Genomic DNA, 23,538 nt, shown 5'->3' on the forward strand with positions numbered 1-23,538 from the left:
GAGAGGCCGCATGACACGGACGCCGACCGCCTGCATTCCCCCGGTGCCCGCGCCCGACGACGCCGCTGAACTCCGTGACCGGGCACGCGGCGCGCTCCTCGGACTGGCCGTCGGAGACGCCCTCGGGGCGCCGGCCGAGAATCTGAAGCCCTCCGAGATCCGGGCCCGCTGGGGCCGGATCACCGGGTTCGTGGCCCAGCGGCCGTGCGGCACGGACGACACCGAGTACGCGATCTTCTCCGGGCTGCTGGTGGCCCGGCACGGCTCCGCGCTCACCCCGGCCCACGTGGAGGCGGCCTGGCACGAGTGGATCGCGGACCGCGAGGAGGGGCCGTTCCGCGGCGCGGGCTTCAGCGAACGCGGCACGCTGGAGAACCTGCGCCGGGGTCTGGCCGCCCCCATCTCCGCCCAGCACCGGCACGCCTGGAGCGACGGACTGGCCATGCGCGCCGCCCCCTACGGCGTCTTCGCCGCGGGCCGGCCCGCGGAGGCGGCCAGGCTGGTCGCGATCGACGGCTCGGTCAGCCACGACGGCGAGGGCATCTACGGCGGCCAGGCGGTGGCGGCGGGTGTCGCCGCGGCGATGGCGGGCGCGCCGCCGACCGCGGTCGTGGCCTCCGCGCTCGCCGTCGTCCCCGACGACTCCTGGACGGCGCGGTGCCTGCGCCGGGCGATAACGGCCGCCCACCGCGGCGAGCGGGCCGTGCGCCGGGCGGTGGTCATCGGCGGCTACCCGTGGACCGACCTGGCGCCCGAGGCGGTCGCCCTCGCCTTCGGCGCCTACGCGGCGGCGGACGGGGAGTTCACCGATGCCGTCCTGACGGCCGTGAACATGGGCCGCGACGCCGACACGACCGCGGCGGTGGCCGGCGCCCTGGCCGGTGCCGGCCAGGGCGCCGGCGCCGTCCCGGCGGAGTGGGCCCGGGTCATCGGCCCGGCCCGCGGCAGCTGTCTGCCGGCGATGGCCGGCCACCATGTCCTGGAGGTGGCCGACCTGCTGGTCCCCCGGACCGGGCCGGAGCCCGCCCCGTGAGGCCCCCGGGCCCCTGGGACGAGGGCACACCGCACACCTCCCTCGCACCGGCGGCGGAGCCCGCGACCACGTCCACGGCCGAGGCGCGAGTCGCGGTCAGCACCGCCCCCGCGCCCGAAGCCCCGCCCGCCGCGGCAGACGCACTTGTCGACGGGGCCGCACCCGCCGACGGCGCTCTCCGCCCACCGGGGCCACCCGCACCCGGCGGCGGGAGCCGCACGGGCGCCGCGGGCGGGAAGACCACACAGGGCGATGCCGAGGCCGGCTCCCCCACCGCACCACCGGAGGCGACCCGCATCGAGGGCATGCTCCTCGGCCTGGCCGCGGGCGACGCCGCCGGCTGGCCCGCCGCCCGGCACCGGGCCGCACGGATGCCGGAGTGGACCCGTCGGCTCACCCGTGAGCTGGACACCTTCGCCGAGCAGAACGCGACCACCACCCTGCCCGTCCCGATCGCCCTGAACCAGCCCCCCGAGCCGCTGCGCCTCGGCCCCTCCGACGACGCCGAGTGGGCGGCGTTCGCGGCGGAGGCGGTGCTGCGCGCCGGCGACGACGGGGCGCTCGGCGACCTCAGCCGGGAACGCCGCACCCGGGCCGCCATCGACCTCACCTGGAACGCCGTCGCCGCCGAGATCGCCGCCGCCACCGAGCGCGCCCCGGAGACGGAGTCGGCGGTGCTCCCGCCGCGCGCCCGTATCTCCGTCCGGGCCGGCCTCGGCAACCTCGCCACCGGCCTGCGCCCGCCCGCCACCGGCCACGACAACCCGCACCACTTCGACGACGCGGCCTGCGTCCGTGCCTGTGTCCTCGCCGTCGCCCACCCCGGCGACCCGCGGGGCGCCGCCGGCCTCGCCGAGTTCGACGCCCGGTACACCCAGGACGGCGACGGCGTGCACGGCGCCCGGGCGATGGCCGCGGCGGTCGCCTGCGCCCTCGACGGCGCCGATGTGCACGCCTGTGTGACCGCCGCGCTCGCCGAACTGCCCGAGGAGACGGAGATCGGCCGCAACGCCCGGCAGGCCCTGGTCCTGGCGGCCGCCGCCGACAGCACCTTCGCGCTGGTCCCGCTGCTCGAGCACCAGATCGTCGACCACGTCTACAGCTACGGCATCGCCGCCGCCGAGACCGTCCCGGTCGCCCTCGCCCTGGCCATCGCCGCCGACGGCCGGATCGCCCAGGCGGTACCGGCCGCGGCCTGTCTGTCCCGGGTCGCCGACTCCGCCCCGGCGCTGGCCGGCGCCCTGACCGGAGCGCTCGGCGGAGCCGCCGCGGTCCCGGCGTCCTGGCGGGACGCGTGCCGCACCCTCTCCGGCTGCGTCCTGCCCCGGCTCACCGGCACGGACCTGGTCGAACTCGCCGGCCTCCTCGAGGCCGCCCGGCCGCCCCGACCCGGGGAACGACCGGCACACCCGCCTCCCGGGACGGACCGCCCGGAGCACGGCCCGACCGAAGGATGCGACACATGCCCGCCACCACAGCAGGACTGGACGAGCGGATCACCGGAGCCCTGGTAGGCGCGGCGGTCGGCGACGCGCTCGGGGGTCCGGTCGAGGGCTACTCCCCCGAGCAGATCGCCGAACGCCACGGCGGCCGGATCCACGGCATCGTCGGCCCCTGGCACGGCGACGCCTGGCGCACCGCCCGCCCGATCGCCCCGTACCACAAGGGCGACGGTCACGTCACCGACGACACCCTGATGACCCACGCACTGGTCCGGGTGTACGCCACGGTCCGCGACCATCTCGACGCCTACGCGATCGCCGACCACCTGGTGCCCGACCTGATGACCCACCCGCGGTGGATCCCGGAGCTCCAGGCCGAGGCGCTCCCGCTACAGCGGATCTTCCTCGCCGAGAAATGGCTGGTGGCCCGGCTCCACTACGGCCATGCCGACCCCCGCGAGGCGGGGACCGGCAACATCGTCAACTGCGGTGCCGCGATGTACATGGCCCCGGTCGGCCTGGTCAACGCCGCCGACCCCGCGGGCGCGTACGCCGAGGCGCTCGACATCGCCGGGGCGCACCAGTCCTCGTACGGCCGTGAGGCGGCCGGCGTCCTCGCGGCGGCCGTGGCGGCGGCGTGCGCACCCGGCGCCACCCCGGACTCGGTCGTGACGGCCGGCCTGGCCCTGGCCAAGGACGGCACCCGGGAGGCGGTCGAACGGGTCTGCGAGGTCGCCGCCCGGCACTCGGACTTCGAGTCGGCGCTCGGACCGCTGCGCGAGGCGGTGGCCCCCTTCGACACGGTGGGCCCCGACTACCGGTCCCCGTCGCTGGGCGCCCGACGCCCGTCCCGGCTGCACGCGATCGAGGAGCTCCCGGTCGCGCTCGGCATGCTGCTGGTGGCCGGCGGCGACTACCGGCACGCGGTGCTCGGCGCGGTCAACTACGGCCGGGACTGCGACTCGATCGCCACCATGGCGGGCGCACTCGCCGGGGCACTGGGCTCGGCCGTGCCGGAGGACTGGGCCAAGGCGGTGTCCGAGGCGAGCCGGCTGGACCTGTGGCGCCCGGCCGCGGACCTGGCCGGGGTGACCCGGGAGATCTTCGCCCGGGACGTGCGCCGGCGCCGCGCGCACGAGGAGGCGTTCACCGCGATGGGAGGCGGACCGGAGTGCTCCGACTGACCTGGGTCCAGCCCGAGGACCTGCTCGGCCACGAACTGCGCCAGGCGGCCCAGGACGGCCGCGAGCCCTCGGCGATCGCGGCCCGCTGGGCGGCGGCGGGCGGCGGCGAGGCACCACCCCGCTCGGGCGCGTCCCCCCAGCCGCCCTCCCGCTACCTGCGGCTGCTGGCGGCCGACCTGCTCGAAGAACTCGCCGACCTGCCCAGCCCCCTGGCGGACGCAGAGCCCACCGACCTGGCCCGGATCAGGGCCCTGTGTCCGGACTGGCCCGACCAACGCCCTGCGGGCACCCCTCCGGCGCGGGCTCGCGGGGAGGGCCGCCCCCCGGCCCCCGCCCCGGCCCGTCTGGAAGCCGCCTGGCTGGGCCGGGCCGCGGGCTGCCTGCTGGGCAAACCCGTCGAGAAGCTCCCCCTCACCGGCATCCGCGCCCTGGCCCGGGCCACCGGTAACTGGCCGCTGACCACGTACTTCACCGCCCGCGGCGTCCCCGCCGACCTCGCCGCGGCCTACCCCTGGAACCGCCGCTCGGCGGCGACCAGCCTCGCCGAGCACATCGACGGCATGCCCGAGGACGACGACCTCGACTACCCCGTGCTCAACCTGCTGCTCCTGCAGCGCCACGGCCGGACGTTCACCACGTGCGACGTGGCCCGCGTCTGGCTCGACGAGCTGCCCGCCGGCCGCACCTTCACCGCCGAGCGCGTCGCCTACCGCAACCTCCTCAGCGGCCTGGAGCCCCCGCACACCGCCCGCCACCGCAACCCCTTCCGGGAGTGGATCGGCGCCCTGATCCGCGCGGACGTGCACGGCTGGACCAACCCCGGCGACCCCGGGGCCGCCGCCGCCCAGGCCCACCGGGACGCCACCCTCACGCACACCGCCAACGGCGTCTACGCCGCCATGTTCACGGCGGCGGTGATCGCCACCGCCGCAGCCGGCACCCAGGACGTGCACGCCTGCCTCGCCGCCGGCCTGACCGTCGTACCGCCCGCGTCCCGCCTCGCCCGCGCCGTCCGCGAGGCTGTGGAACTGGCCGCGGCGCACGCCGACTTCGACACGGTCGTGGACGCGCTGCACGCCCGCCACCGCGACCACCACTGGGTGCACGCCGTCCCCAACACGGCGCTGATCGCCGCCGCCCTCACCCACGCCGACGGCGATTTCACCGGCTCGGTCTGCCGTGCCGTGTCCGGCGGCTGGGACACCGACTCCGACGGCGCGACCGCCGGCAGCGTCGCCGGGCTGCTGGCCGGCTCCCCCGCCGCCCTGCCCGACCGCTGGACGGCCCCGCTCAAGAACCGGCTGTCCACCTCGGTCGCGGACTTCGACGGCACCGGCTTCGACGCCCTCGCCCAGCTCACCCACCGGGAGGCCGCACGCCCATGACCGACACCGCCGACACGACCGCGCCCGCCGGCACGACCGCACCCGCGGCCCCGCTCGAAGGAGTGCGCGTCCTCGATCTCGCGACCCTGTTCGCCGGGCCGCTCGCCGCCACCCTGCTCGGCGACTTCGGTGCCGAGGTGGTCAAGGTCGAGCACCCCGACCGGCCCGACCCGTCCCGGGGCCACGGCCCGGCCAAGGACGGGGTGGGCCTGTGGTGGAAGCTGCTCGGCCGCAACAAGCGCACCATCACCCTGGACCTGTCCAAGCCCGGCGGCCGGGACACACTGCTGCGGCTGGCCGCCGGCGCGGACGTCGTCGTCGAGAACTTCCGGCCCGGCACACTGGAGCGGTGGGGCCTGGGCTGGGCGGAACTGCACGAGATCAACCCCCGGCTGGTGCTCGCCCGGGTCACCGGCTTCGGGCAGTTCGGCCCGTACGCGCACCGGCCCGGCTTCGGCACCCTCGCCGAGGCGATGAGCGGCTTCGCCGCGATGACCGGCGAGCCGGACGCGCCGCCGACCCTGCCGCCGTTCGGGCTCGCCGACTCCATCGCCGGGCTGACCACGGCGTACGCGGTGCTGACCGCGCTCGCCGCCCGGGACCGCACCGGCGAGGGACAGGTCGTCGACATGGCGATCATCGAGCCGATCCTGACCGTGCTGGGACCGCAGCCGATCTGGTACGACCAGCTCGGCCATGTCCAGCCGCGCACCGGCAACCGCTCCCAGAACAACGCCCCCCGCAACACCTACCGCACCGCCGACGGGACCTGGGTCGCCGTGTCGACCTCGGCCCAGTCGGTCGCCGAGCGGGTACTGCGGCTGGTGGGCCGCCCCGAGCTGATCGACGAACCGTGGTTCGCCACCGGCCACGGCCGGGCCCGGCACGCCGAGGTGCTGGACGAGGCGGTCGGCGGCTGGATCGCCCGGCACGGACGCGCCGAGGTGCTGGCCGCGTTCGAGGAGGCCGAGGCGGCGGTGGCCCCGGTGCAGGACGTACGGGACGTGATGACCGACCCGCAGTACCGGGCGCTGGACACCGTCACCACCGTCGACGACCCCGAGCTGGGCCCGCTGCGGATGCAGAACGTCCTCTTCCGGCTCTCCGCGACGCCGGGCGCGATCCGCTGGGCGGGCCGCCCGCACGGCGCGGACACCGAGGAGGTGCTCACCGAGCTGGGCCTGACCCCGGGGGACCTGAAGCTGCTGCGCGAGGAGGGCGCCGTATGACAGCACCCGCGTTGACCTGGCTGTACGCCCCCGGCGACCGACCGCGGGTGGTCGCCAAGGCGCTGGCGTCGGGCGCCGACGTGGTGGTGGTCGACCTGGAGGACGCGGTCGCCCCGGACCGCAAGGAGTACGCCCGCGCCGCCACCGCCGAGCTGCTCGGCGAGCCCCAGCCGGTGCCGGTGCACGTCCGCGTCAACGCCCTGGACGGCCCGCTCGCGGCCGCGGATCTGAAGGCCGTGGCCCAGCTGCCCGGACTGTACGGGCTCAGGCTGCCCAAGGTGAGCTCGGCCGAACAGATCCTGCATGTCGCCGAGGCCACCGGCGGTCCCCCGCTGTACGCGCTGCTGGAGTCGGCGCTGGGCATCGAGCGGGCCCACCCGATCGCCGCCGCGCATCCCTGTCTGCGCGGTGTCGCGATCGGCGAGGCGGACCTCCGCGCCGACCTGGGCGTACTGGGCGACACCGGCCTCGACTGGTGCCGCTCACGGGTGGTGGTGGCGGCGCGGGCGGCGGGCCTGGTCCCGCCGACGCAGTCGGTGCATGGGGACATCCGGGACCTGGAGGGCCTCGCCGCGTCCTGCGCCCACGGGCGCGCCCTGGGCTTCCTCGGACGGGCCGCGATCCATCCGCGCCAGCTGCCGATCATCGAACGGGCCTACCTGCCGACCGAGCGGGAGCTGGAGGACGCGGAGATGATCGTGAAGGCGGCGTCGGCCCAGCCGGGCGCCCAGGCGCTGCCGGACGGGCGGTTCGTGGACGCGGCGGTGGTGGCGACGGCGCAGCGCACGCTGGCACTGGCCGGCCGCCGGGTCTGAGCACGACGAGGGCGCCCCCGGAACGGATCCGGGGCGCCCTCCTGGTGCCTGCGGGGACCGGTCAGCCCTTCTTGCCGACCCCGCAGGTCAGCCCTTCTTGGCCGACCCCGCACCGTCCGTGACGTCGTCGCCGGACCCGTCACCGGACTTGGCGCCGGCGTCATCGCCCTCGGCATCGCCGTCGCCGACGGATCCGGCCCCGCCGTCCTCGGCGGCCGTTCCGTCCCGGTCGCCGTCGGCTGCGTCCTCGCCTGCCTCGCCTGCCTCGCCTGTCCCGGCACCGGACGCCGCGTCGGGCCCGGAGCCGGATCCGGCGGCGGAGTCCGAGCCGGACTCCGAGCCCGACTCCGACTCGGGGTCCGTGCCGGCGTCGGAGGCGTCGCCGGTGCCGGACGCGTCGCCGGAGGCCTCCGCCGCGGGCTCGACCACGGCCTCCCGGCCGGGCCGCTTCTTCGCCGACACGACGATGTAGGCCACCGCCAGCAGGAGGACCAGCAGCGCGGTCCAGTTGTTCAGCCGCAGGCCGAGGATGTGGTGGGCGTCGTCGACGCGCAGGTACTCGATCCAGAAGCGGCCCGCGCAGTAGGCCGCCACGTACAGGGCGAAGGCCCGGCCGTGGCCCAGCTTGAACCGGCGGTCGGCCCAGATCACCAGCACCGCGACGCCGATGCACCACAGGGACTCGTACAGGAACGTCGGGTGGTAGGTGCCGGGGATCCTGCCGTCCGCGGACGAGGTGATCTCCACCGCCCAGGGCAGGTCGGTGGCCCTGCCGTACAGCTCCTGGTTGAACCAGTTCCCCCAGCGGCCGATGGCCTGGGCGACGGCGATGCCGGGGGCCACGGCGTCGGCGTACGCGGGCAGCGGGATGCCGCGGCGGCGGCAGCCGATCCAGGCGCCCAGCGCACCGAAGGCGATGGCGCCCCAGATACCGAGGCCGCCCTCCCAGATCTTGAAGGCGTCGACCCAGTCACGGCCCTCGCTGAAGTACAGCTGGTAGTCCGTGATCACGTGGTAGAGCCGGCCGCCGATCAGGCCGAAGGGAACGGCCCAGACCGCGATGTCGGCCACCGTGCCGACCCGCCCGCCGCGGGCGACCCAGCGCCTGCCGCCGAGCCAGACGGCGACGAAGACACCGATGATGATGCAGAACGCATAGCCGCGCAGCGGAACGGGGCCGAGGTACAGCACCCCGCGCGACGGGCTGGGAATGTAGGCAAGTTCCATGGCAGGGTCGACGCTACCGTGCCGGGCCGGACCCGCGCCGGGCAGCCCGGCTACGGGTCCATAACGTACTGCCGGACGGTCACTGGTTGGCTTCCTCCACCAGCTGCTTCAGCTTGGCGGGGGTCATGCTGCGGTCCTGGTAGATGTTGGTGCCGTCGAGCAGGACGGTGGGGGTGCCGCTGAAGCCGCCGCTGCGGAAGGCCTCGTTCGACTTCTCGACCCAGCCGTCGTGGGTGCCCTCCTCTACGCACTCCCGGAACGCCTGCGTGTCCAGGCCCTCGACCTTGCCGGCCAGCTCGAACAGCGTGGCGTCCTGGGCGTAGGCGTCGTCGGTCTCCGCCGGCTGGTTCTCGAACAGCACGTCGTGGTACGGCACGAACTTCCCGGCGTCCTGGGCGCAGGCCGCGGCGTTGGCCGCGTTGGCCGAGCCGGTGCCGCCCATGTTGCCGTCGATGATCGTGGCCAGGTGGTACTCGACCTTGAGCTGTCCGGCGTCGGTCAGCTCGTGGATCACGGGGCTGTAGGCCTGCTCGAAGGACTTGCAGGCGGGGCAGCGGAAGTCCTCCCAGATCGTGAGCGTCGACCTGGCGCTCTCCTCGCCGACCGGGATCGCGAGGCTGTCCTCGCCCTGTGCCCCCGAGGGCGCGACGACCGGGCCGGACGCCTCGCCGTCGTCCCCTCCGGTGCCCGCCGCGATCACGCCGATGACCGCGGCGAGCCCCAGGACACCGACCACGGCCGCGCCCACGATCAGCCCGCGTCGTCGCTTCTCGGCGCGATTCTGCTTCGCCCGCTCGGCCGCCAGCCGCTCCCGGGCGCTGCGCTTTCCGTCACGATTCTTCTCGCTCACACCCCGCAGAACGAACCGGGGAGGCGCACCGCGCCTCCCCGGCACCAGGTCCACCCGTACGAGGGATCCGTACGACCGGCCCGCAGATGTGGCTCCGTGTCGGGCCCGGTGTCACGCCTGTCCGCGCACGCCCCGTGCCAGCTCCCCGGCGAGCTCCCGGACGCCCGCCAGGCCCGCGGCGTGGTCGGGCGCGTCCAGCATGCGCTTGACGAAGGCGGAGCCGACGATCACGCCGTCGGCGAAGCCGGCGACCTCCGACGCCTGGACGGCGTCGGAGACCCCGAGCCCGACGCAGACCGGCAGGTCGGTGGTGGCACGGGTGCGCCGCACCAGGTCCTCGGCCTGCGAGCTGACCGTCTCCCGGGTGCCCGTGACGCCCATCAGGGAGGCGGCGTAGACGAAGCCGCTGCCCGCCGCGGTGATCTCCGCGAGCCGCGCGTCCCTGCTGCTGGGCGCGACGACGAAGACGGTGGCGAGCCCGTGCTTCTCGGCGTGCTCCCGCCACAGCGCGGACTCCTGGACCGGCAGGTCGGGCAGGATGCATCCGGCGCCGCCGGCCTCGGCCAGCTCGGTGGTGAACCGCTCGACGCCGTAGCGGTCGACGGGGTTCCAGTAGGTCATGACGAGGATCGGCTTGCCGGTGGCCGCGTGGGCCTCGCGGACCGTGCGCAGCACGTCCGCGATCCGCACCCCGCCGCGCAGGGCGATGTCGTCGGCGGTCTGGATGACCGGACCGTCCAGGACGGGGTCGCTGTGCGGCAGGCCGACCTCGACGATGTCGGCGCCGCCGTCCAGGGCCGCCCGGACCGCGTCGATGCCGCCGTCCACGGTCGGGAACCCGGCCGGCAGGTAGGCGACGAGGGCGGAGCGTCCCTCGGCCCTGGCCGCGGCGAGGGTGTCGCTCAGCAGCTGTACGTTCCCGCTCACTTGGCGTCTCCCTCGATCTCTGCGGTGCCGGCGGCGTCCTCGGCGACCCGGGCGTCGGTGTCGTACAGGCCGAAGTAGCGGGCGGCGGTGTCCATGTCCTTGTCGCCGCGGCCGGAGAGGTTGACGACGATCAGCCCGTCCCTGCCGAGCTCCCGGCCGACCTCCAGGGCTCCGGCCAGGGCGTGGGCGCTCTCGATCGCCGGGATGATGCCCTCGGTGCGGGACAGCAGGCGCAGCGCCCGCATGGCCGCGTCGTCGGTGACCGCGCGGTACTCGCCGCGGCCGGTGTCCTTCAGATAGGAGTGCTCCGGCCCGATGCCCGGGTAGTCGAGCCCGGCCGAGATCGAGTACGGCTCGGTGATCTGTCCCTCGTCGTCCTGGAGGACGTAGGAGCGGGAGCCGTGCAGGATGCCGGGCTCGCCCGCGGTGAGCGTGGCCGCGTGCTCGCCGGTGTCGATGCCGTGCCCGGCGGGCTCGCAGCCGACGAGGCGGACGGCCTCGTCCGGGATGAAGGCGTGGAACAGGCCGATGGCGTTGGAGCCGCCGCCGACGCAGGCGATCGCGGCGTCCGGGAGCCGTCCGGCGCGCTCCAGCAGCTGGCGGCGGGTCTCGACGCCGATGACGCGGTGGAAGTCGCGGACCATCGCCGGGAAGGGGTGCGGGCCGGCGACGGTGCCGAAGAGGTAGTGGGTGTGGTCGACGTTGGCGACCCAGTCGCGGAACGCCTCGTTGATGGCGTCCTTCAGGGTGCGGCTGCCGGACTTCACGGCGATGACCTCGGCACCGAGCATGCGCATCCGGGCCACGTTGAGGGCCTGCCGCTCGGTGTCGATCTCGCCCATGTAGATGGTGCAGTCCAGGCCGAACAGGGCGCAGGCGGTGGCGGTGGCGACGCCGTGCTGGCCGGCGCCGGTCTCGGCGATGACGCGGGTCTTGCCCATGCGCTTGGTCAGCAGGGCCTGGCCGAGGACGTTGTTGATCTTGTGGGAGCCGGTGTGGTTGAGGTCCTCGCGCTTGAGGAAGACCCGGGCGCCGCCCGCCTCCGCGGCGAACCGGGGGACCTCGGTGAGCGCCGAGGGACGGCCCGTGTAGTTGACGAGCAGGTCGTCGAGCTCGCGGGCGAACTCGGGGTCGTGCTTGGCCTTGTCGTACTCGACGGCCACCTCGTCCACGGCGGCGACGAGGGCCTCAGGGATGAACTTGCCGCCGAACGCGCCGAAGTAGCCCTCGGCGCTGGGGACCCGGCCCTCCGGGTCGGGGATGAAGAAGTTGCTGGGCATGCGAAAGCCTCACGGTGAGTGTCTGGTGGGCACTGATAGCCGTGGGGGCGGGTTTCCGGGCGGCGCGGGCCCGTTCGGGCTGATCGCGCAGATCCCCGCGCCCCTTTCGGGGCAGGGGCCGCCGGTCGGTCACGGGCCCGTGTGGCTGCTCGTGCCCGCGCGGCGGTAGCCGCAGATCCATCGGAGTCCCGCGCCCCTATGGGGCGCGCTGCCATCGGCGGCCGTTGACCTGACCCGGCTCGTCGCCGATCACGTACCGCACTCGCCGTCCGTGCACCCTGCGCGCGGGGGCGCGGCAGCCCCGGGGCCGGCAGCCGCGCGCGAGGCGGGCGTACGGGTCCCGGGGGGTCAGGGTGAGCGGAAGCGTCATCGGGGCAAGCCTAGCGGGGGATCAGCCTCGGCCGTGCCGCAGCGCCGGGTGGGCGCCCGCGGCGACCAGGTCAGCGACGGCGGCCTTGGGGTTGCCGCCGGTGACCAGGGACTCGCCGACCAGGACGGCGTCGGCGCCCTGGTTGGCGTAGGCGATCAGGTCGTGCGGGCCGCGGACGCCGGACTCGGCGACCTTGACGATGCTCGCGGGGATCTCCGGGGCGACCCGCTCGAAGGTGCCCCGGTCGACCTCGAGGGTCTTCAGATTGCGGGCGTTGACACCGATCACCTTGGCGCCGGCGTCCACCGCGCGGTCGACCTCCTCCTCGTCGTGCACCTCGACGAGTGGGGTCAGGCCGATGGACTCGGCGCGCTCGACGAGGGACTCCAGGGCGGACTGCTCCAGGGCAGCGACGATCAGCAGCGCCAGGTCGGCTCCGTAGGCCCGGGCCTCCCAGAGCTGGTACGAGGTGACGATGAAGTCCTTGCGCAGCACCGGGATGTCCACGCGCGCGCGGACCGCCTCCAGGTCGGCGAGCGAGCCGCCGAAGCGGCGCTGTTCGGTGAGGACCGAGATGACGGCCGCTCCGCCCGCCTCGTAGTCCGCGGCGAGCCCGGCGGGGTCGGCGATGGCGGCCAGCGCGCCCTTGGACGGGCTGGAGCGCTTGACCTCGCAGATGACCTTGACGCCTTCACCGCGCAGGGCGGCCACCCCGTCCTTGGCGGCGGGAGCCTGGGCCGCGCGCTCCTTGAGCTCGTCGAGGCTGACGCGCGCCTGCCGCTCCGCGAGGTCGGCACGGACTCCGTCGATGATCTCGTCGAGCACACTCACGCGAGCGGCCCCCTTCCTGACGGTGTAAACCGGTGGTCACTGCGATGGTATCCGCAGCCGGGCGAAGGCCTCGCATCCGGTTGACGCCGGTCCCACCACCTGGACGTTCCTCCGATGATCAAGGGTGCAGCCAGCCTCCGAACGGAAGGTTCCGGACAACGGTGAAGACCAGCAGCAACGCGCCCAGAGTCCAGGTGAGGACCGGGCCGGGCGCGATCCCGACGGGCCGGCCGCGGGCGGCCCGGACCACCCAGACGGTCCACAGCACGGTGAAGGCCAGATAGCCCAGCACGGCCGGCGCGTTGGCCTGAAGAGCGGTGGTCAGATCACCGTGCACGAAGGCGTGGGCGCTGCGCAGCCCGCCGCAGCCGGGGCAGTAGACGCCGGTGAACTGCAGCAGCGGGCAGGCGGGGTAGTGGCCGGGTTCGCCCGGGTCCACGGCCCCGACGTAGGCGAAGGCCCCGGCGACGGCGGCCAGCACTCCGGCCGGGGCGGCCAGCCGGGCGGCGAGGCCGGCGCGGACGGGCGGCGTCGGAGCGGTGGCCGGGGCGGTGTTGTTCCGGTGATCGACGTCCACGCGTGCATTGTGCCCGCTGGGGGCCGGACGCGCGCGGGGGGCGGTTCCGGCACTCGGCATGCCGGAACCGCCCCCGGGGGACGTGGTCAAGGGCTCAGCCCTCGACGCCCGCCGGCCTGCGCTCGTTCGCGGTCGAGTGCACCGGGTGGACGTCCTTCGGCTGGCCGAGGCCCATCATGCGCATGATGGCGCCGACGACACCGCCGAGGAGGGTGATGACCAAGCCGGCCCAGAAGCCGTACGGCTGGTCCATCACCATGAACGCGCCCGCGACGCAGAAACCGATGAAGGCGATGATGACACCGGTCCAGGCGGCCGGGGTGTGACCGTGGCTGCTGCCCGCCATTGCTTGCTCCTCGTTGCTGTGTACGTGTCTGAGCAGGACGCTCGTGGTCATTGTCCCGCACGGGTACGTCCGGCGGGAGCGGGGGTGCCGACGCGCGTGTGGCCCGTGTGCCGGGCGTGGTCCGCCGGCGGCCCGAAGGTGCGTGAGGACATGGACGACCGGCTGTTCGGCGCCGCATCGGGCGGGGCCGTCCCGCGGCCCTTGCGGAGGGGCGCTCAGGCGCCGGTCGGGTCCTCGCCGCGGTCGAGGGCCTTCCACAGGTCCTCGGGGCGGTCGGGGTCCGCGGCCGGGGCGGCGGTGCGGCGGGGCCGGGCCGCGCCGACGCGCTCGTAGCGGCCGGACATCGCGGGCCACAGCCGGCCGTAGCGCAGGGCGAGCAGGCCGGCCAGCAGGATCAGGGCACCGGCCGCGGCGGCCACGTACGGCCACGCGGTGTGGCTGAGGGCGTGCACGGTGGCCGAGGTGTCGCCGGCGACGGCCGCGGCCTTCTCGTCGAGCGCCGAGCTGTCGGAGGCGCCCAGCAGGGCCGCGGTGACCGTCCCGGCGCCGCACAGCGCGAGCAGCCCGGCCACGGCGAGCCGCCCGGCGCGGCGGACCGCGAAGACGGCGACGAGCGCGGCCAGGCCCACTACGGCGAGCGCCGCGGGCAGCCCCGTGACATCGCTGCCCTGGGCGGTGAGCGGGAAGTCGCCGCCGGCCACCGTCGCGGTGCCGGACGACCACTGCTGCCGGCTGGACAGCAGGGCGACGGCCGCCCCCAGCGCGCCGCTGAGCAGGGCGAGGGCGAGGCTGCGGCGGCCGGCCCGGGAGGGGCGCGGGGCCTGGGCGGGTGGGTGAGGTACGGCAGTCACGTACTCCACTATCACCCGAACCCCGGGCGAACGGTCACCCGGGGCGGCTCCGGCGGACGTGAGAAGCGCCCTACTCGCCCAGCCGGTTGGCGGTGTGCACCGCGCGCAGCACCGCCGCCGCCTTGTTCCGGCACTCGTCGTCCTCGGCGACCGGGTCGGAGTCGGCGACGATACCGGCGCCCGCCTGCACGTAGGCCGTGCCGTCGCGCAGCAGCGCGGTGCGGATGGCGATGGCGGTGTCGGAGTCACCCGCGAAGTCGAGGTAGCCGACGCAGCCGCCGTACAGGCCGCGGCGGGAGGGCTCGAGCTCGTCGATGATCTGCATGGCGCGCGGCTTGGGCGCTCCGGAGAGGGTGCCGGCCGGGAAGCAGGCGGTGAGCACGTCGAAGGCGGTGCGGCCGGTCGAGACCCGCCCGGTGACCGTGGAGACGATGTGCATGACGTGCGAGTACCGCTCGATGGACATGAAGTCGACGACCTCCACCGAGCCGGGTTCGCAGACCCGCCCCAGGTCGTTGCGGCCGAGGTCGACGAGCATCAGGTGCTCGGCGCGCTCCTTGGGGTCGGCGAGGAGCTCGTCGGCGAGGGCCTGGTCCTCCTGCGGGGTGGCGCCGCGGTGCCGGGTGCCGGCGATGGGGTGCAGCATGGCCTGTCCGTCCGCGACCTTGACCAGGGCCTCCGGCGAGGAGCCCACGACGTCGAAGCCGTCGAAGCGGAACAGGTACATGTAGGGGGACGGGTTGGTGGCCCGCAGCACCCGGTAGACGTCCAGCGCGCTCGCTGTGCACGGCGTCTCGAACCGCTGGGAGGGGACGACCTGGAAGGCCTCGCCCGCCCGGATGCGCTCCTTGATGTCCTCCACGGCGTCCCGGAAGTCGGGGCCGCCCCACAGGGCGGTGTGGTCGGGCAGTTCGGAGGGCGGGAGCACGGCCGGCGGCTGCGCGACCGCGCGCGTGAGGTCGGCCTCCATCGCGTCCAGCCGGGCGACGGCGTCCGCGTGTGCCTCGTCCGCACCTGTGGCGAGGTCGTTGTGGTTGATCGCGTTGGCGATCAGCAGGACCGAACCCTCCCAGTGGTCCATCACGGCGAGGTCGCTGGTGAGCAGCATGGTCAGCTCGGGGAGCCGGAGGTCGTCGCGGTCGCCGGGGCCGATCTTCTCGAGCCTGCGCACGATGTCGTAGCCGAGGTAGCCGACCATGCCGCCGGTGAAGGGCGGCATGCCGTCCTGGTGGGGGGTGTGCAGGGCCTCGATGGTGGCGCGCAGGGCGGCGAGCGGGTCACCGTCCACGGGGACGCCGACGGGCGGTTCGCCGAGCCAGTGGGCCTGTCCGTCGCGCTCGGTGAGCGTGGCCGCGGACCGGACGCCCACGAAGGAGTAGCGGGACCACGACCGGCCGTTCTCGGCGGACTCCAGCAGGAAGGTGCCGGGGCGCTCGGCGGCGAGCTTGCGGTACAGCGCGACCGGGGTGTCCCCGTCGGCGAGGAGCTTGCGGGTGACGGGGATGACCCGCCGGTCGGTGGCGAGCTTGCGGAACGTCTCGAGGTCCATGTCCGCCGACCCTACTGATCCCCGGCCGGTGCACCGGAACCGGAACCGTCGTCCTCGAGCAGCACGTCGGCGTCGAAGCAGGTGCGGGCGCCGGTGTGGCAGGCGGCGCCGACCTGGTCGACCTTGACGAGCACGGTGTCGGCGTCGCAGTCCAGGGCGACCGACCTCACCCGCTGGAAGTGCCCGGAGGTGTCGCCCTTGACCCAGTACTCCCCGCGGCTGCGCGACCAGTAGGTGCAGCGGCCGGTGGTCAGGGTGCGGTGCAGCGCCTCGTCGTCCATCCAGCCGAGCATCAGCACCTCCCCGGTGTCGTACTGCTGGGCGATGGCGGGCAGCAGACCGTCGGGGCTGCGCTTCAGGCGTGCCGCGATCTGCGGGTCGAGGCCGCTGGGCCGGGGGGCGGTGCTGGTCATGCCGACCATTGTGCCGCGCCCGGGCGGCGCGCCCCGGCCGCGTTTCACTGGGCGGACGGCAGCGGCGGCCGTAGGCTGGCTCCATGTCGACTTTCGCCAAGCGTGAACGACTTCTGCTCGCCGATCTGTTGGAGACGGCCGGCCCGGACGCCGCCACCCTGTGCGAGGGCTGGCAGACCCGTGACCTGGCCGCGCACGTGGTGGTCCGCGAGCGCCGGCCGGACGCCGCCGGGGGCACGCTGATCAAGCAGCTGGCGCCGCGGCTGGACCGGGTGATGGAGGAGTACACCGCGAAGCCGTACGAGGAGCTGATCCAGCTGATCCGTACCGGCCCGCCGCGGTTCTCGCCCTTCTCCCTGAAGCAGGTGGACGAGGCGGCGAACACGGTCGAGTTCTACGTCCACACCGAGGACGTCCGGCGTGCGCAGGAAGAGTGGACGCCGCGGGAGCTGGACCCGGTCTTCCAGGACGCCCTGTGGTCCCGGCTGGAGCGCACCGCCCGGCTGATGGGCCGCGGTGTCCGGACCGGGCTGGTGCTGCGCCGCCCGGACGGCCAGACGGCGGTCGCCCAGCGCGGCGCACCGGTGGTCACGGCGACCGGCGAGCCGTCGGAGCTGCTGCTGTTCGTGTTCGGCCGGCAGAGCGCGGCGAAGGTGGAGCTGGAGGGTGACGCGGACGCGATCGCCAAGCTCCGGGAGGCGAAGCAGCTCGGTATCTGACCGCCGGGCCCGCACCGGCTATCCCGGCAGCTCGGCCCTCCGCAGGGCCGGGGCGCACAGGGCGACGAGGCCGCTGAGCCCGCAGACGGCGGCGCTCGCGGCGAACACCGGGCCGGTGCCCCACACGCCGATCGCGGCGGCGCGCAGCGGCATGCCGAGCGGGGCGACCCCGAGGCTGACGAGGCCGGCGACGGCGGTGACCCGGCCCAGGTGGGCGGGTGTCGCGTGGGTCTGCAGCAGGGCCCCGCACAGCGCCCCGCTGAGCCCCGTCAGCAGCCCGGCGAGCGCGAAGGCGGCGGCCGGTCCGGCGACGGCGATGCCGAGGCCGCCGAGCGGCGCGCCCACCACACTCGCGAACCGGACGGCGAGGCCGCGCATGCCCTGGACCCGGGCGAGCTGCGCCTTGCCGGTGATCCGGGGCGGCAGGGCACCGACGGCGGGCAGGAAGACGGCGTCGACGGTGCCGAAGACGAGGGCGAGCACAACCCGCAGGCGTGATCACTGCCGCGTTCACCACGGAGGAGGGCGTATCGCACTAGCGAACGGGGTGCCCCGCCTCCCGCAGAGTGTCCTTGACCTGGCCGATGCGCAGATCGCCGAAGTGGAAGACGGAGGCGGCCAGCACCGCGTCCGCGCCGGAGGCGATGGCGGGCGGGAAGTCGGCGAGCTTGCCGGCGCCGCCGGAGGCGATGACCGGGACGGTGACGTGTCTCCGTACCGCCGCGATCATCTCCAGGTCGTAGCCGTCCTTGGTGCCGTCCGCGTCCATCGAGTTGAGCAGGATCTCGCCGGCGCCCAGCTCGGCCGCCCGGTGGGCCCACTCGACGGCGTCGATGCCGGTGCCGCGCCGGCCGCCGTGGGTGGTGACCTCGAAGCCGCCGGAGGGGGTGCGCCGGGCGTCGACCGACAGCACCAGCACCTGGCGGCCGAAGCGCTCGGCGATCTCGCGGATCAGTTCGGGGCGTGCGATGGCCGCCGTGTTGACGCCGACCTTGTCCGCCCCGGCGCGCAGCAGCTTGTCGACGTCCTCGGGCGTGCGGACGCCGCCGCCCACGGTGAGCGGGATGAACACCTGCTCGGCGGTGCGGCGCACCACGTCGTAGGTGGTCTCGCGGTTGCCGGAGGAGGCGGTGATGTCCAGGAAGGTCAGCTCGTCGGCGCCTTCGGCGTCGTACACCTTGGCCATCTCGACGGGGTCGCCGGCGTCGCGCAGGTTCTCGAAGTTGACGCCCTTGACGACCCGGCCGCCGTCCACGTCCAGGCAGGGGATGACTCGGACCGCCAGGGTCATGACTTGTGCTCCTCCGGGCCGGCTGAGGCCCTGTGACGCCCTCTTACGGCTCTCTGAATGCTTCTGGTTCGATGCATGCTTCTACTTCGACCTCGACCAGGATGCGCGGGTCGACGAAACCCTCCACCACCAGGAGGGTGCTCACCGGGCGCACCGCGTCGAAGATCTCCTTGTGGGCCCGGCCCACCTCGTCCACGTCCCGCTGATGCGTCAGGAACATCCGGGTCCGGATCACCGACTCGACGCCCAGCCCGAACTCACCGATCGCCTCGAGGGCGGAGGTGAAGGCCACCTTGGCCTGCTCGTAGGGGTCGCCCTCGCCGTACAGCACCCGCCCCTTGAACGACGTGGTGCCGCCCACCAGTACCCGGTCGCCCGCCGCGACGGCGCGTGCGAAGCCGAAGGACTCCTCCCAGGGGCTTCCGCTCTGCACCCGCCGTACGGCTCCGGACGTCATGACGACACAGCCTCCAGGGCTTCCTCCAGGGTGAACGCCTTCGCGTACAGCGCCTTCCCGACGATGGCGCCCTCCACACCGAGCGGCACCAGGCCGGCCAGCGCCCGCAGGTCGTCCAGGGAGGACACACCGCCGGAGGCCACCACCGGGCGGTCGGTCGCCGCGCAGACGTTCTTCAGCAGTTCGAGGTTGGGGCCCTGCAGGGTGCCGTCCTTGGCGATGTCGGTGACCACGTACCGGGCGCAGCCCTCCCGGTCGAGGCGCTCCAGCGTCTCGTAGAGGTCGCCGCCGTCGCGGGTCCAGCCCCGGCCGCGCAGCGTGGTGCCGCGGACGTCGAGGCCCACCGCGATCCTGTCGCCGTGCCGGGCGATGACCTCGGCGACCCACTCGGGGGTCTCCAAGGCTGCCGTGCCGAGGTTGACGCGGGTGCAGCCGGTGGCGAGCGCGGCGGCGAGGGTGTCGTCGTCGCGGATGCCGCCGGACAGCTCCACCTTGATGTGCAGCTCCGCCATGCGCTCCGCGACCTCGGCGATCAGCTCGCGGTTGTTCCCGGTGCCGAAGGCGGCGTCCAGGTCGACCAGGTGCAGCCACTCGGCGCCGGCCCGCTGCCAGGCGAGGGCGGCCTCGAGCGGGGAGCCGTAGGAGGTCTCGGTACCGGACTCGCCGTGCACCAGGCGGACGGCCTGGCCGTCGCGGACGTCGACGGCGGGGAGGAGTTCGAGCGTGCTCATCTCTACAGGGTCTCGATCCAGTTGGTGAGGAGCTGGGCTCCGGCGTCGCCGGACTTCTCGGGGTGGAACTGGGTGGCCCACAGGGCGCCGTTCTCCACAGCGGCCACGAACGGCTCGCCGTGCGTGGACCAGGTGACCTTGGGGGCCGCGATCAGCGGGTTGTGCGACTCCAGGGTCCAGTCGTGGACGGCGTAGGAGTGCACGAAGTAGAAGCGGGCGTCCGCGTCCAGCCCGGCGAACAGCTCGGAGCCGGCCGGTGCGTCCACGGTGTTCCAGCCCATGTGGGGCACGACGTCGGCCTTGAGCGGGCCGACGGTGCCGGGCCACTCGTCCAGGCCCTCGGCCTCCACACCGTGCTCGATACCGCGGGCGAACAGGATCTGCATGCCGACGCAGATGCCCATCACCGGGCGTCCGCCGGACAGCCGGCGGTCGACGACCCAGTCGCCGCGGGCCTCGCGCAGGCCCTTCATGCAGGCGGCGAAGGCGCCGACGCCGGGCACCAGCAGCCCGTCGGCGTTCATCGCCCTGTCGAAGTCGCGCGTTATCTCGACCTGGGCGCCCGCGCGCGCGAGGGCTCGCTCGGCGGAGCGCACATTGCCGAAGCCGTAGTCGAAGACGACGACGCTCTTGGTGCTCAATTCCACACCTCCAGCCTGAGGACGCCCGCGAGCAGACACATCCCGGCGCCGATCGAGAGCAGCACGATCAGGCTCTTGGGCATCTGCTGCTTGGCGAAGGAGATGATCCCGCCGATCAGGAACAGACCGACGACGATCAGGAGAGTAGACAGACCGTTCATGGCGTTACAGCGCGCCCTTCGTGGACGGCAGGATGCCCGCGGCGCGCGGGTCCCGCTCGGACGCGTACCGAAGGGCCCGGGCCAGCGCCTTGAACTGGCACTCCACGATGTGGTGGGCGTTGCGCCCGTACGGCACGTGCACGTGCAGGGCGATCTGTGCCTGGGCGACGAAGGACTCCAGGATGTGCCGGGTCATGGTGGTGTCGTACTCGCCGATCATCGGCGCCATCTTCTCCGGCTCGGTGTGCACCAGGTAGGGGCGGCCGGAGAGGTCGACGGTGACCTGGGCGAGGGACTCGTCCAGCGGGACCGTGCAGTTGCCGAAGCGGTAGATGCCCACCTTGTCTCCGAGGGCCTGCTTGAAGGCGGCGCCCAGCGCGAGGGCGGTGTCCTCGATGGTGTGGTGGGAGTCGATGTGCAGGTCGCCGTCGGTCTTCACGGTCAGGTCGAACAGCCCGTGCCGGCCGAGCTGGTCGAGCATGTGGTCGTAGAAGCCGACGCCGGTGGCGATGTCTGTCTTCCCGGTGCCGTCGAGGTCGATCTCGACCAGGACGGATGTCTCCTTGGTCGTCCGCTCGATCCTGCCGACACGCCCTTCGCGAGTCATGCGCTCTGCTCCTTCTTCAACTCACGTACCGCGTCGAGGAACGCGTCGTTCTCGGCCGGCGTCCCGGCGGTGACCCGCAGCCACCCCGGTACGCCGTTGTCCCGGACCAGGACGCCCCGGTCGAGGATCTGCTGCCAGGCCTCGTGGGCGCCGTTCACCCCGGGGAACCGCCCGAACTGCACGAAGTTCGCGTCGGACTCCGTGACGTCGTAGCCGGCGGCGCGCAGTTCGCGCACCAGCCGGTCGCGCTCGGCCTTCAGCTGCTCGACATAGCCGAGCAGCGTGCCGGTGTGCTCCAGGGCGGCCAGGGCGGTCGCCTGGGTGACGGCCGAGAGGTGGTACGGCAGCCGGACGAGCTGGACGGCGTCCACGACGGCCGGGTGCGCGGCGAGATAGCCGAGGCGCAGGCCGGCGGCGCCGAAGGCCTTCGACATCGTGCGGGAGATCACCAGGTTCGGGCGTCCGTCCAGCAGTGCCAGCAGCGAGTCGCCGTGGCTGAACTCGACGTACGCCTCGTCCACGACCACCATGGACGGCTTCGCCGCCTGTGCGGCCTCGTACAGCGCGAGGACGGTCTCACGCGGAACCGCGTTGCCCGTGGGGTTGTTGGGGGTGGTGATGAAGACGACGTCCGGGCGGTTCTCGGCGATGGTCTTCTCGGCCGCCGGGAGGTCGATCGTGAAGTCGTCGTTGCGGGGTCCGGAGATCCAGCCCGTGCCGGTGCCGCGGGCGATCAGGGCGTGCATCGAGTAGGACGGCTCGAAGCCGATCGCGGTCCGGCCCGGCCCGCCGAAGGTCTGCAGCAGCTGCTGGATGACCTCGTTGGAGCCGTTGGCGGCCCAGACGTTGGCAAGACCCACTCCGTGACCGGAGGTCCGGGTCAGGTACTCGGCGAGCTTGGTGCGCAGCTCGACGGCGTCCCGGTCCGGGTAGCGGTTGAGGGTCCGGGCCGCCTCGCGGACCCGCTCGGCGATCCGCTCGACCAGCGGTTCGGGCAGCGGGTAGGGGTTCTCGTTGGTGTTCAGCCGTACGGGGACGTCCAGCTGGGGCGCGCCGTAGGGGGACTTGCCGCGCAGCTCGTCCCGTACGGGGAGATCGTCGATACGGGTCACTTGCCCTCGGGAACCTTCCAATCGAACCGTGCCTTGATCGCCGCGCCGTGCGCGGGCAGGTCCTCCGCCTCGGCCAGCGTCACCACGTGGTGCGCGACCTCGGCCAGCGCGTCCTTCGTGTAGTCGACGACGTGGATGCCGCGCAGGAAGGACTGGACGGACAGGCCCGAGGAGTGGCAGGCGCAGCCGCCGGTGGGCAGGACGTGGTTGGAGCCGGCCGCGTAGTCGCCGAGGGAGACCGGCGCCCAGGGGCCGACGAAGACCGCGCCCGCGTTCGTGACGCGGTCGGCGATCGCGGCGGCGTCGGCGGTCTGGATCTCCAGGTGCTCGGCACCGTAGGCGTCGACCACCCGCAGGCCCTCCGGCACGCCGTCGACCAGCACGATCGCGGACTGCCTGCCCTTGAGGGCGGGGACGATCCGGTCGTCGACGTGCTTGGTGGCGGCGACCTGGGGCTCCAGCTCCCGCTCGACCGCGTCCGCGAGCGCCACGGAGTCGGTGACCAGCACGGCCGCGGCCAGCGGGTCGTGCTCGGCCTGGCTGATCAGGTCGGAGGCGATGTGCACCGGGTCGGCCGTGGCGTCCGCCAGGATCGCGATCTCGGTCGGGCCCGCCTCGGCGTCGATGCCGATCTTGCCGGTGAAGTAGCGCTTGGCCGCGGCGACCCAGATGTTGCCGGGGCCGGTGACCATGTTGGCGGGCGGGCAGGACTCGGTGCCGTACGCGAACATCGCGACCGCCGTCGCGCCACCGGCGGCGTACACCTCGTCGACGCCGAGCAGCGCGCACGCGGCGAGGATCGTCGGGTGCGGCAGGCCGTCGAACTCGGCCTGGGCGGGCGAGGCGAGCGCGACGGACCCGACGCCGGCCTCCTGCGCGGGCACGACGTTCATGACCACGGAGGACGGGTAGACCGAGCGGCCGCCCGGCGCGTACAGGCCGACGCGCTCGACCGGCACCCACTTCTCGGTGACCGAGCCGCCGGGCACGACGTGGGTGGTGTGGGTGGAGCGGCGCTGCTCGCGGTGGACGAGACGGGCGCGGCGGATGGACTCCTCCAGGGCCGCGCGGACGGCCGGGTCCAGCCCGGCGAGGGCCCGGGTGAGCGCCTCGGCCGGAACCCGGACCCGGTCCAGCCGCACGCCGTCGAACTGCTCCGTGAAGTCGATCAGCGCCGCGTCGCCCCGATGATGCACGGCCTCGCAGATCGGGCGCACCTTCTCCAGGGCGGCCGCGACGTCGAAGTCGGCTCGGGGCAGCAGGTCACGCAGGGCGGGGCCCTCGGGGAGGGCGTCGCCGCGCAGATCGATTCGGGAGATCACGGAACCAATTCTCGCAGACCCGCGTCCGGCGCCGTGCGCGCGTATCAATGGCTGATACAGACGCGGCCCGAGCACCGGAAGATCCCCTTCACGTTCGGTGTTCGACCCGTCACCCGAGGGGCAGAACAGGTGTACGGGGATACGGGGTGGTACGGACCGGCGCGGGTCCGGCAGCGATCGCCCGGGAG

Annotated in this window: 26 protein-coding genes and 1 pseudogene; 7 read left to right on the forward strand and 20 right to left on the reverse strand. The window is 74.1% G+C overall.

Translation table 11 applies throughout. From position 1 onward, the window contains the following. Positions 1-10 precede the first annotated feature (10 nt). The 6 genes from V5O46_RS00485 to V5O46_RS00510 are packed head-to-tail and all read left to right on the forward strand — an operon-like array spanning position 11 to position 7,088. The gene (locus tag V5O46_RS00485) at positions 11-1,033 is read left to right on the forward strand and encodes an ADP-ribosylglycohydrolase family protein (RefSeq protein ID WP_332882323.1); all 1,023 of its coding nucleotides are present in this window, start codon (positions 11-13) and stop codon (positions 1,031-1,033) included. Continuing rightward, a complete protein-coding gene (locus tag V5O46_RS00490; protein ID WP_332882324.1) occupies positions 1,030-2,547 on the forward strand; it encodes an ADP-ribosylglycohydrolase family protein in 1,518 nt (505 codons plus the stop codon). The genes V5O46_RS00485 and V5O46_RS00490 overlap by 4 nt, the downstream gene beginning before the upstream one ends. Beyond that, positions 2,496-3,659 (forward strand): ADP-ribosylglycohydrolase family protein, encoded by a 1,164-nt coding sequence (locus tag V5O46_RS00495; protein ID WP_332882325.1) that lies wholly within the window; start codon positions 2,496-2,498, stop codon positions 3,657-3,659. Before V5O46_RS00490 ends, V5O46_RS00495 begins: the two co-directional genes overlap by 52 nt. Then, positions 3,647-5,044, forward strand: coding sequence for an ADP-ribosylglycohydrolase family protein (locus tag V5O46_RS00500; protein ID WP_332882326.1), 1,398 nt, complete (start codon positions 3,647-3,649; stop codon positions 5,042-5,044). Before V5O46_RS00495 ends, V5O46_RS00500 begins: the two co-directional genes overlap by 13 nt. Next, positions 5,041-6,273: a CaiB/BaiF CoA transferase family protein gene (locus V5O46_RS00505; RefSeq protein ID WP_332882327.1), complete on the forward strand. Its 1,233-nt coding sequence runs from the start codon at positions 5,041-5,043 to the stop codon at positions 6,271-6,273. The genes V5O46_RS00500 and V5O46_RS00505 overlap by 4 nt, the downstream gene beginning before the upstream one ends. Next, positions 6,270-7,088 carry an HpcH/HpaI aldolase/citrate lyase family protein gene (locus tag V5O46_RS00510; RefSeq protein WP_332882328.1) on the forward strand — a complete coding sequence of 273 codons (819 nt, stop codon included), beginning with the start codon at positions 6,270-6,272 and terminating at the stop codon, positions 7,086-7,088. Before V5O46_RS00505 ends, V5O46_RS00510 begins: the two co-directional genes overlap by 4 nt. Before the next feature lie 87 nt (positions 7,089-7,175). Here the strand turns inward: V5O46_RS00510 and lgt are convergent, their stop codons facing one another. From lgt to hisI, 11 genes are all read right to left on the reverse strand, one after another. After that, entirely contained in the window at positions 7,176-8,315 is a 1,140-nt protein-coding gene (gene lgt / locus V5O46_RS00515; protein ID WP_332882329.1) for a prolipoprotein diacylglyceryl transferase, read from the reverse strand. A gap of 79 nt (positions 8,316-8,394) precedes the next feature. Then, positions 8,395-9,165 carry a DsbA family protein gene (locus tag V5O46_RS00520; RefSeq protein WP_332882330.1) on the reverse strand — a complete coding sequence of 257 codons (771 nt, stop codon included), beginning with the start codon at positions 9,163-9,165 and terminating at the stop codon, positions 8,395-8,397. Between the two features lie 111 nt (positions 9,166-9,276). Further along, positions 9,277-10,092 (reverse strand): tryptophan synthase subunit alpha, encoded by an 816-nt coding sequence (trpA, locus tag V5O46_RS00525; RefSeq protein WP_332882331.1) that lies wholly within the window; start codon positions 10,090-10,092, stop codon positions 9,277-9,279. Then, a complete protein-coding gene (gene trpB / locus V5O46_RS00530; protein ID WP_332882332.1) occupies positions 10,089-11,372 on the reverse strand; it encodes a tryptophan synthase subunit beta in 1,284 nt (427 codons plus the stop codon). Before trpB ends, trpA begins: the two co-directional genes overlap by 4 nt. A 196-nt stretch (positions 11,373-11,568) precedes the next feature. Next, entirely contained in the window at positions 11,569-11,742 is a 174-nt protein-coding gene (gene trpM / locus V5O46_RS31785) for a tryptophan biosynthesis modulator TrpM (protein WP_408648843.1), read from the reverse strand. A gap of 21 nt (positions 11,743-11,763) precedes the next feature. Further along, complete coding sequence (trpC, locus tag V5O46_RS00535) at positions 11,764-12,573, reverse strand: indole-3-glycerol phosphate synthase TrpC (protein ID WP_332882333.1); 810 nt, start codon at positions 12,571-12,573, stop codon at positions 11,764-11,766. A gap of 118 nt (positions 12,574-12,691) precedes the next feature. Next, a complete protein-coding gene (locus V5O46_RS00540) occupies positions 12,692-13,210 on the reverse strand; it encodes a DUF2752 domain-containing protein (protein WP_408648844.1) in 519 nt (172 codons plus the stop codon). A 34-nt stretch (positions 13,211-13,244) separates the two neighbouring features. Then, the gene (locus tag V5O46_RS00545) at positions 13,245-13,496 is read right to left on the reverse strand and encodes an HGxxPAAW family protein (protein WP_332882335.1); all 252 of its coding nucleotides are present in this window, start codon (positions 13,494-13,496) and stop codon (positions 13,245-13,247) included. A 215-nt stretch (positions 13,497-13,711) separates the two neighbouring features. Then, positions 13,712-14,356: a TIGR02234 family membrane protein gene (locus V5O46_RS00550; protein WP_332882336.1), complete on the reverse strand. Its 645-nt coding sequence runs from the start codon at positions 14,354-14,356 to the stop codon at positions 13,712-13,714. A gap of 61 nt (positions 14,357-14,417) precedes the next feature. Next, the gene (locus V5O46_RS00555) at positions 14,418-15,896 is read right to left on the reverse strand and encodes an anthranilate synthase component I (RefSeq protein WP_332882337.1); all 1,479 of its coding nucleotides are present in this window, start codon (positions 15,894-15,896) and stop codon (positions 14,418-14,420) included. An 11-nt stretch (positions 15,897-15,907) separates the two neighbouring features. Then, positions 15,908-16,309, reverse strand: coding sequence for a phosphoribosyl-AMP cyclohydrolase (hisI, locus tag V5O46_RS00560; RefSeq protein ID WP_332882338.1), 402 nt, complete (start codon positions 16,307-16,309; stop codon positions 15,908-15,910). An 83-nt stretch (positions 16,310-16,392) separates the two neighbouring features. Between hisI and V5O46_RS00565 the strand changes: the two genes are divergently transcribed. After that, positions 16,393-17,028, forward strand: a complete 636-nt coding sequence (locus V5O46_RS00565; RefSeq protein WP_332882339.1) for a TIGR03085 family metal-binding protein — start codon at positions 16,393-16,395, stop codon at positions 17,026-17,028. Between the two features lie 18 nt (positions 17,029-17,046). Here V5O46_RS00565 and V5O46_RS00570 read toward each other — a convergent pair. The 9 genes and pseudogenes from V5O46_RS00570 to hisD all read right to left on the reverse strand — a co-directional run. Beyond that, positions 17,047-17,511, reverse strand: a pseudogene (locus V5O46_RS00570) (MFS transporter); the annotation flags it as partial. 52 nt (positions 17,512-17,563) lie between these two features. After that, complete coding sequence (hisF, locus tag V5O46_RS00575) at positions 17,564-18,319, reverse strand: imidazole glycerol phosphate synthase subunit HisF (protein ID WP_332882340.1); 756 nt, start codon at positions 18,317-18,319, stop codon at positions 17,564-17,566. A 43-nt stretch (positions 18,320-18,362) separates the two neighbouring features. Beyond that, positions 18,363-18,776 (reverse strand): RidA family protein, encoded by a 414-nt coding sequence (locus tag V5O46_RS00580; RefSeq protein ID WP_332882341.1) that lies wholly within the window; start codon positions 18,774-18,776, stop codon positions 18,363-18,365. After that, positions 18,773-19,507, reverse strand: a complete 735-nt coding sequence (gene priA, locus V5O46_RS00585; protein WP_332882342.1) for a bifunctional 1-(5-phosphoribosyl)-5-((5-phosphoribosylamino)methylideneamino)imidazole-4-carboxamide isomerase/phosphoribosylanthranilate isomerase PriA — start codon at positions 19,505-19,507, stop codon at positions 18,773-18,775. The genes V5O46_RS00580 and priA overlap by 4 nt, the downstream gene beginning before the upstream one ends. 2 nt (positions 19,508-19,509) lie before the next feature. After that, the gene (gene hisH / locus V5O46_RS00590; RefSeq protein ID WP_332882343.1) at positions 19,510-20,154 is read right to left on the reverse strand and encodes an imidazole glycerol phosphate synthase subunit HisH; all 645 of its coding nucleotides are present in this window, start codon (positions 20,152-20,154) and stop codon (positions 19,510-19,512) included. After that, positions 20,145-20,309: a hypothetical protein gene (locus tag V5O46_RS00595; protein WP_332882344.1), complete on the reverse strand. Its 165-nt coding sequence runs from the start codon at positions 20,307-20,309 to the stop codon at positions 20,145-20,147. Before V5O46_RS00595 ends, hisH begins: the two co-directional genes overlap by 10 nt. Before the next feature lie 4 nt (positions 20,310-20,313). Further along, positions 20,314-20,916: an imidazoleglycerol-phosphate dehydratase HisB gene (hisB, locus tag V5O46_RS00600; RefSeq protein WP_332882345.1), complete on the reverse strand. Its 603-nt coding sequence runs from the start codon at positions 20,914-20,916 to the stop codon at positions 20,314-20,316. Continuing rightward, complete coding sequence (locus V5O46_RS00605; protein WP_332882346.1) at positions 20,913-22,028, reverse strand: histidinol-phosphate transaminase; 1,116 nt, start codon at positions 22,026-22,028, stop codon at positions 20,913-20,915. Before V5O46_RS00605 ends, hisB begins: the two co-directional genes overlap by 4 nt. After that, positions 22,025-23,350, reverse strand: a complete 1,326-nt coding sequence (hisD, locus tag V5O46_RS00610; protein WP_332882347.1) for a histidinol dehydrogenase — start codon at positions 23,348-23,350, stop codon at positions 22,025-22,027. Before hisD ends, V5O46_RS00605 begins: the two co-directional genes overlap by 4 nt. Positions 23,351-23,538 lie beyond the last annotated feature (188 nt).

The organism is Streptomyces poriticola, assembly GCF_036689765.1.
Taxonomy (GTDB): Bacteria; Actinomycetota; Actinomycetes; order Streptomycetales; family Streptomycetaceae; genus Streptomyces; species Streptomyces poriticola.

Coding starts and splice junctions, on each gene's coding strand:
- V5O46_RS00485 (WP_332882323.1), top strand. CDS start 11: ATGACACGGACGCCGACCGCCTGCATTCCCCCGGTGCCCGCGCCCGAC.
- V5O46_RS00495 (WP_332882325.1), top strand. CDS start 2,496: ATGCCCGCCACCACAGCAGGACTGGACGAGCGGATCACCGGAGCCCTG.
- V5O46_RS00505 (WP_332882327.1), top strand. CDS start 5,041: ATGACCGACACCGCCGACACGACCGCGCCCGCCGGCACGACCGCACCC.
- V5O46_RS00510 (WP_332882328.1), top strand. CDS start 6,270: ATGACAGCACCCGCGTTGACCTGGCTGTACGCCCCCGGCGACCGACCG.
- lgt (WP_332882329.1), bottom strand. CDS start 8,315: ATGGAACTTGCCTACATTCCCAGCCCGTCGCGCGGGGTGCTGTACCTC.
- trpB (WP_332882332.1), bottom strand. CDS start 11,372: ATGCCCAGCAACTTCTTCATCCCCGACCCGGAGGGCCGGGTCCCCAGC.
- trpM (WP_408648843.1), bottom strand. CDS start 11,742: ATGACGCTTCCGCTCACCCTGACCCCCCGGGACCCGTACGCCCGCCTC.
- V5O46_RS00540 (WP_408648844.1), bottom strand. CDS start 13,210: ATGCCGAGTGCCGGAACCGCCCCCCGCGCGCGTCCGGCCCCCAGCGGG.
- V5O46_RS00545 (WP_332882335.1), bottom strand. CDS start 13,496: ATGGCGGGCAGCAGCCACGGTCACACCCCGGCCGCCTGGACCGGTGTC.
- V5O46_RS00555 (WP_332882337.1), bottom strand. CDS start 15,896: ATGGACCTCGAGACGTTCCGCAAGCTCGCCACCGACCGGCGGGTCATC.
- hisI (WP_332882338.1), bottom strand. CDS start 16,309: ATGACCAGCACCGCCCCCCGGCCCAGCGGCCTCGACCCGCAGATCGCG.
- V5O46_RS00565 (WP_332882339.1), top strand. CDS start 16,393: ATGTCGACTTTCGCCAAGCGTGAACGACTTCTGCTCGCCGATCTGTTG.
- hisF (WP_332882340.1), bottom strand. CDS start 18,319: ATGACCCTGGCGGTCCGAGTCATCCCCTGCCTGGACGTGGACGGCGGC.
- V5O46_RS00580 (WP_332882341.1), bottom strand. CDS start 18,776: ATGACGTCCGGAGCCGTACGGCGGGTGCAGAGCGGAAGCCCCTGGGAG.
- priA (WP_332882342.1), bottom strand. CDS start 19,507: ATGAGCACGCTCGAACTCCTCCCCGCCGTCGACGTCCGCGACGGCCAG.
- V5O46_RS00595 (WP_332882344.1), bottom strand. CDS start 20,309: ATGAACGGTCTGTCTACTCTCCTGATCGTCGTCGGTCTGTTCCTGATC.
- hisB (WP_332882345.1), bottom strand. CDS start 20,916: ATGACTCGCGAAGGGCGTGTCGGCAGGATCGAGCGGACGACCAAGGAG.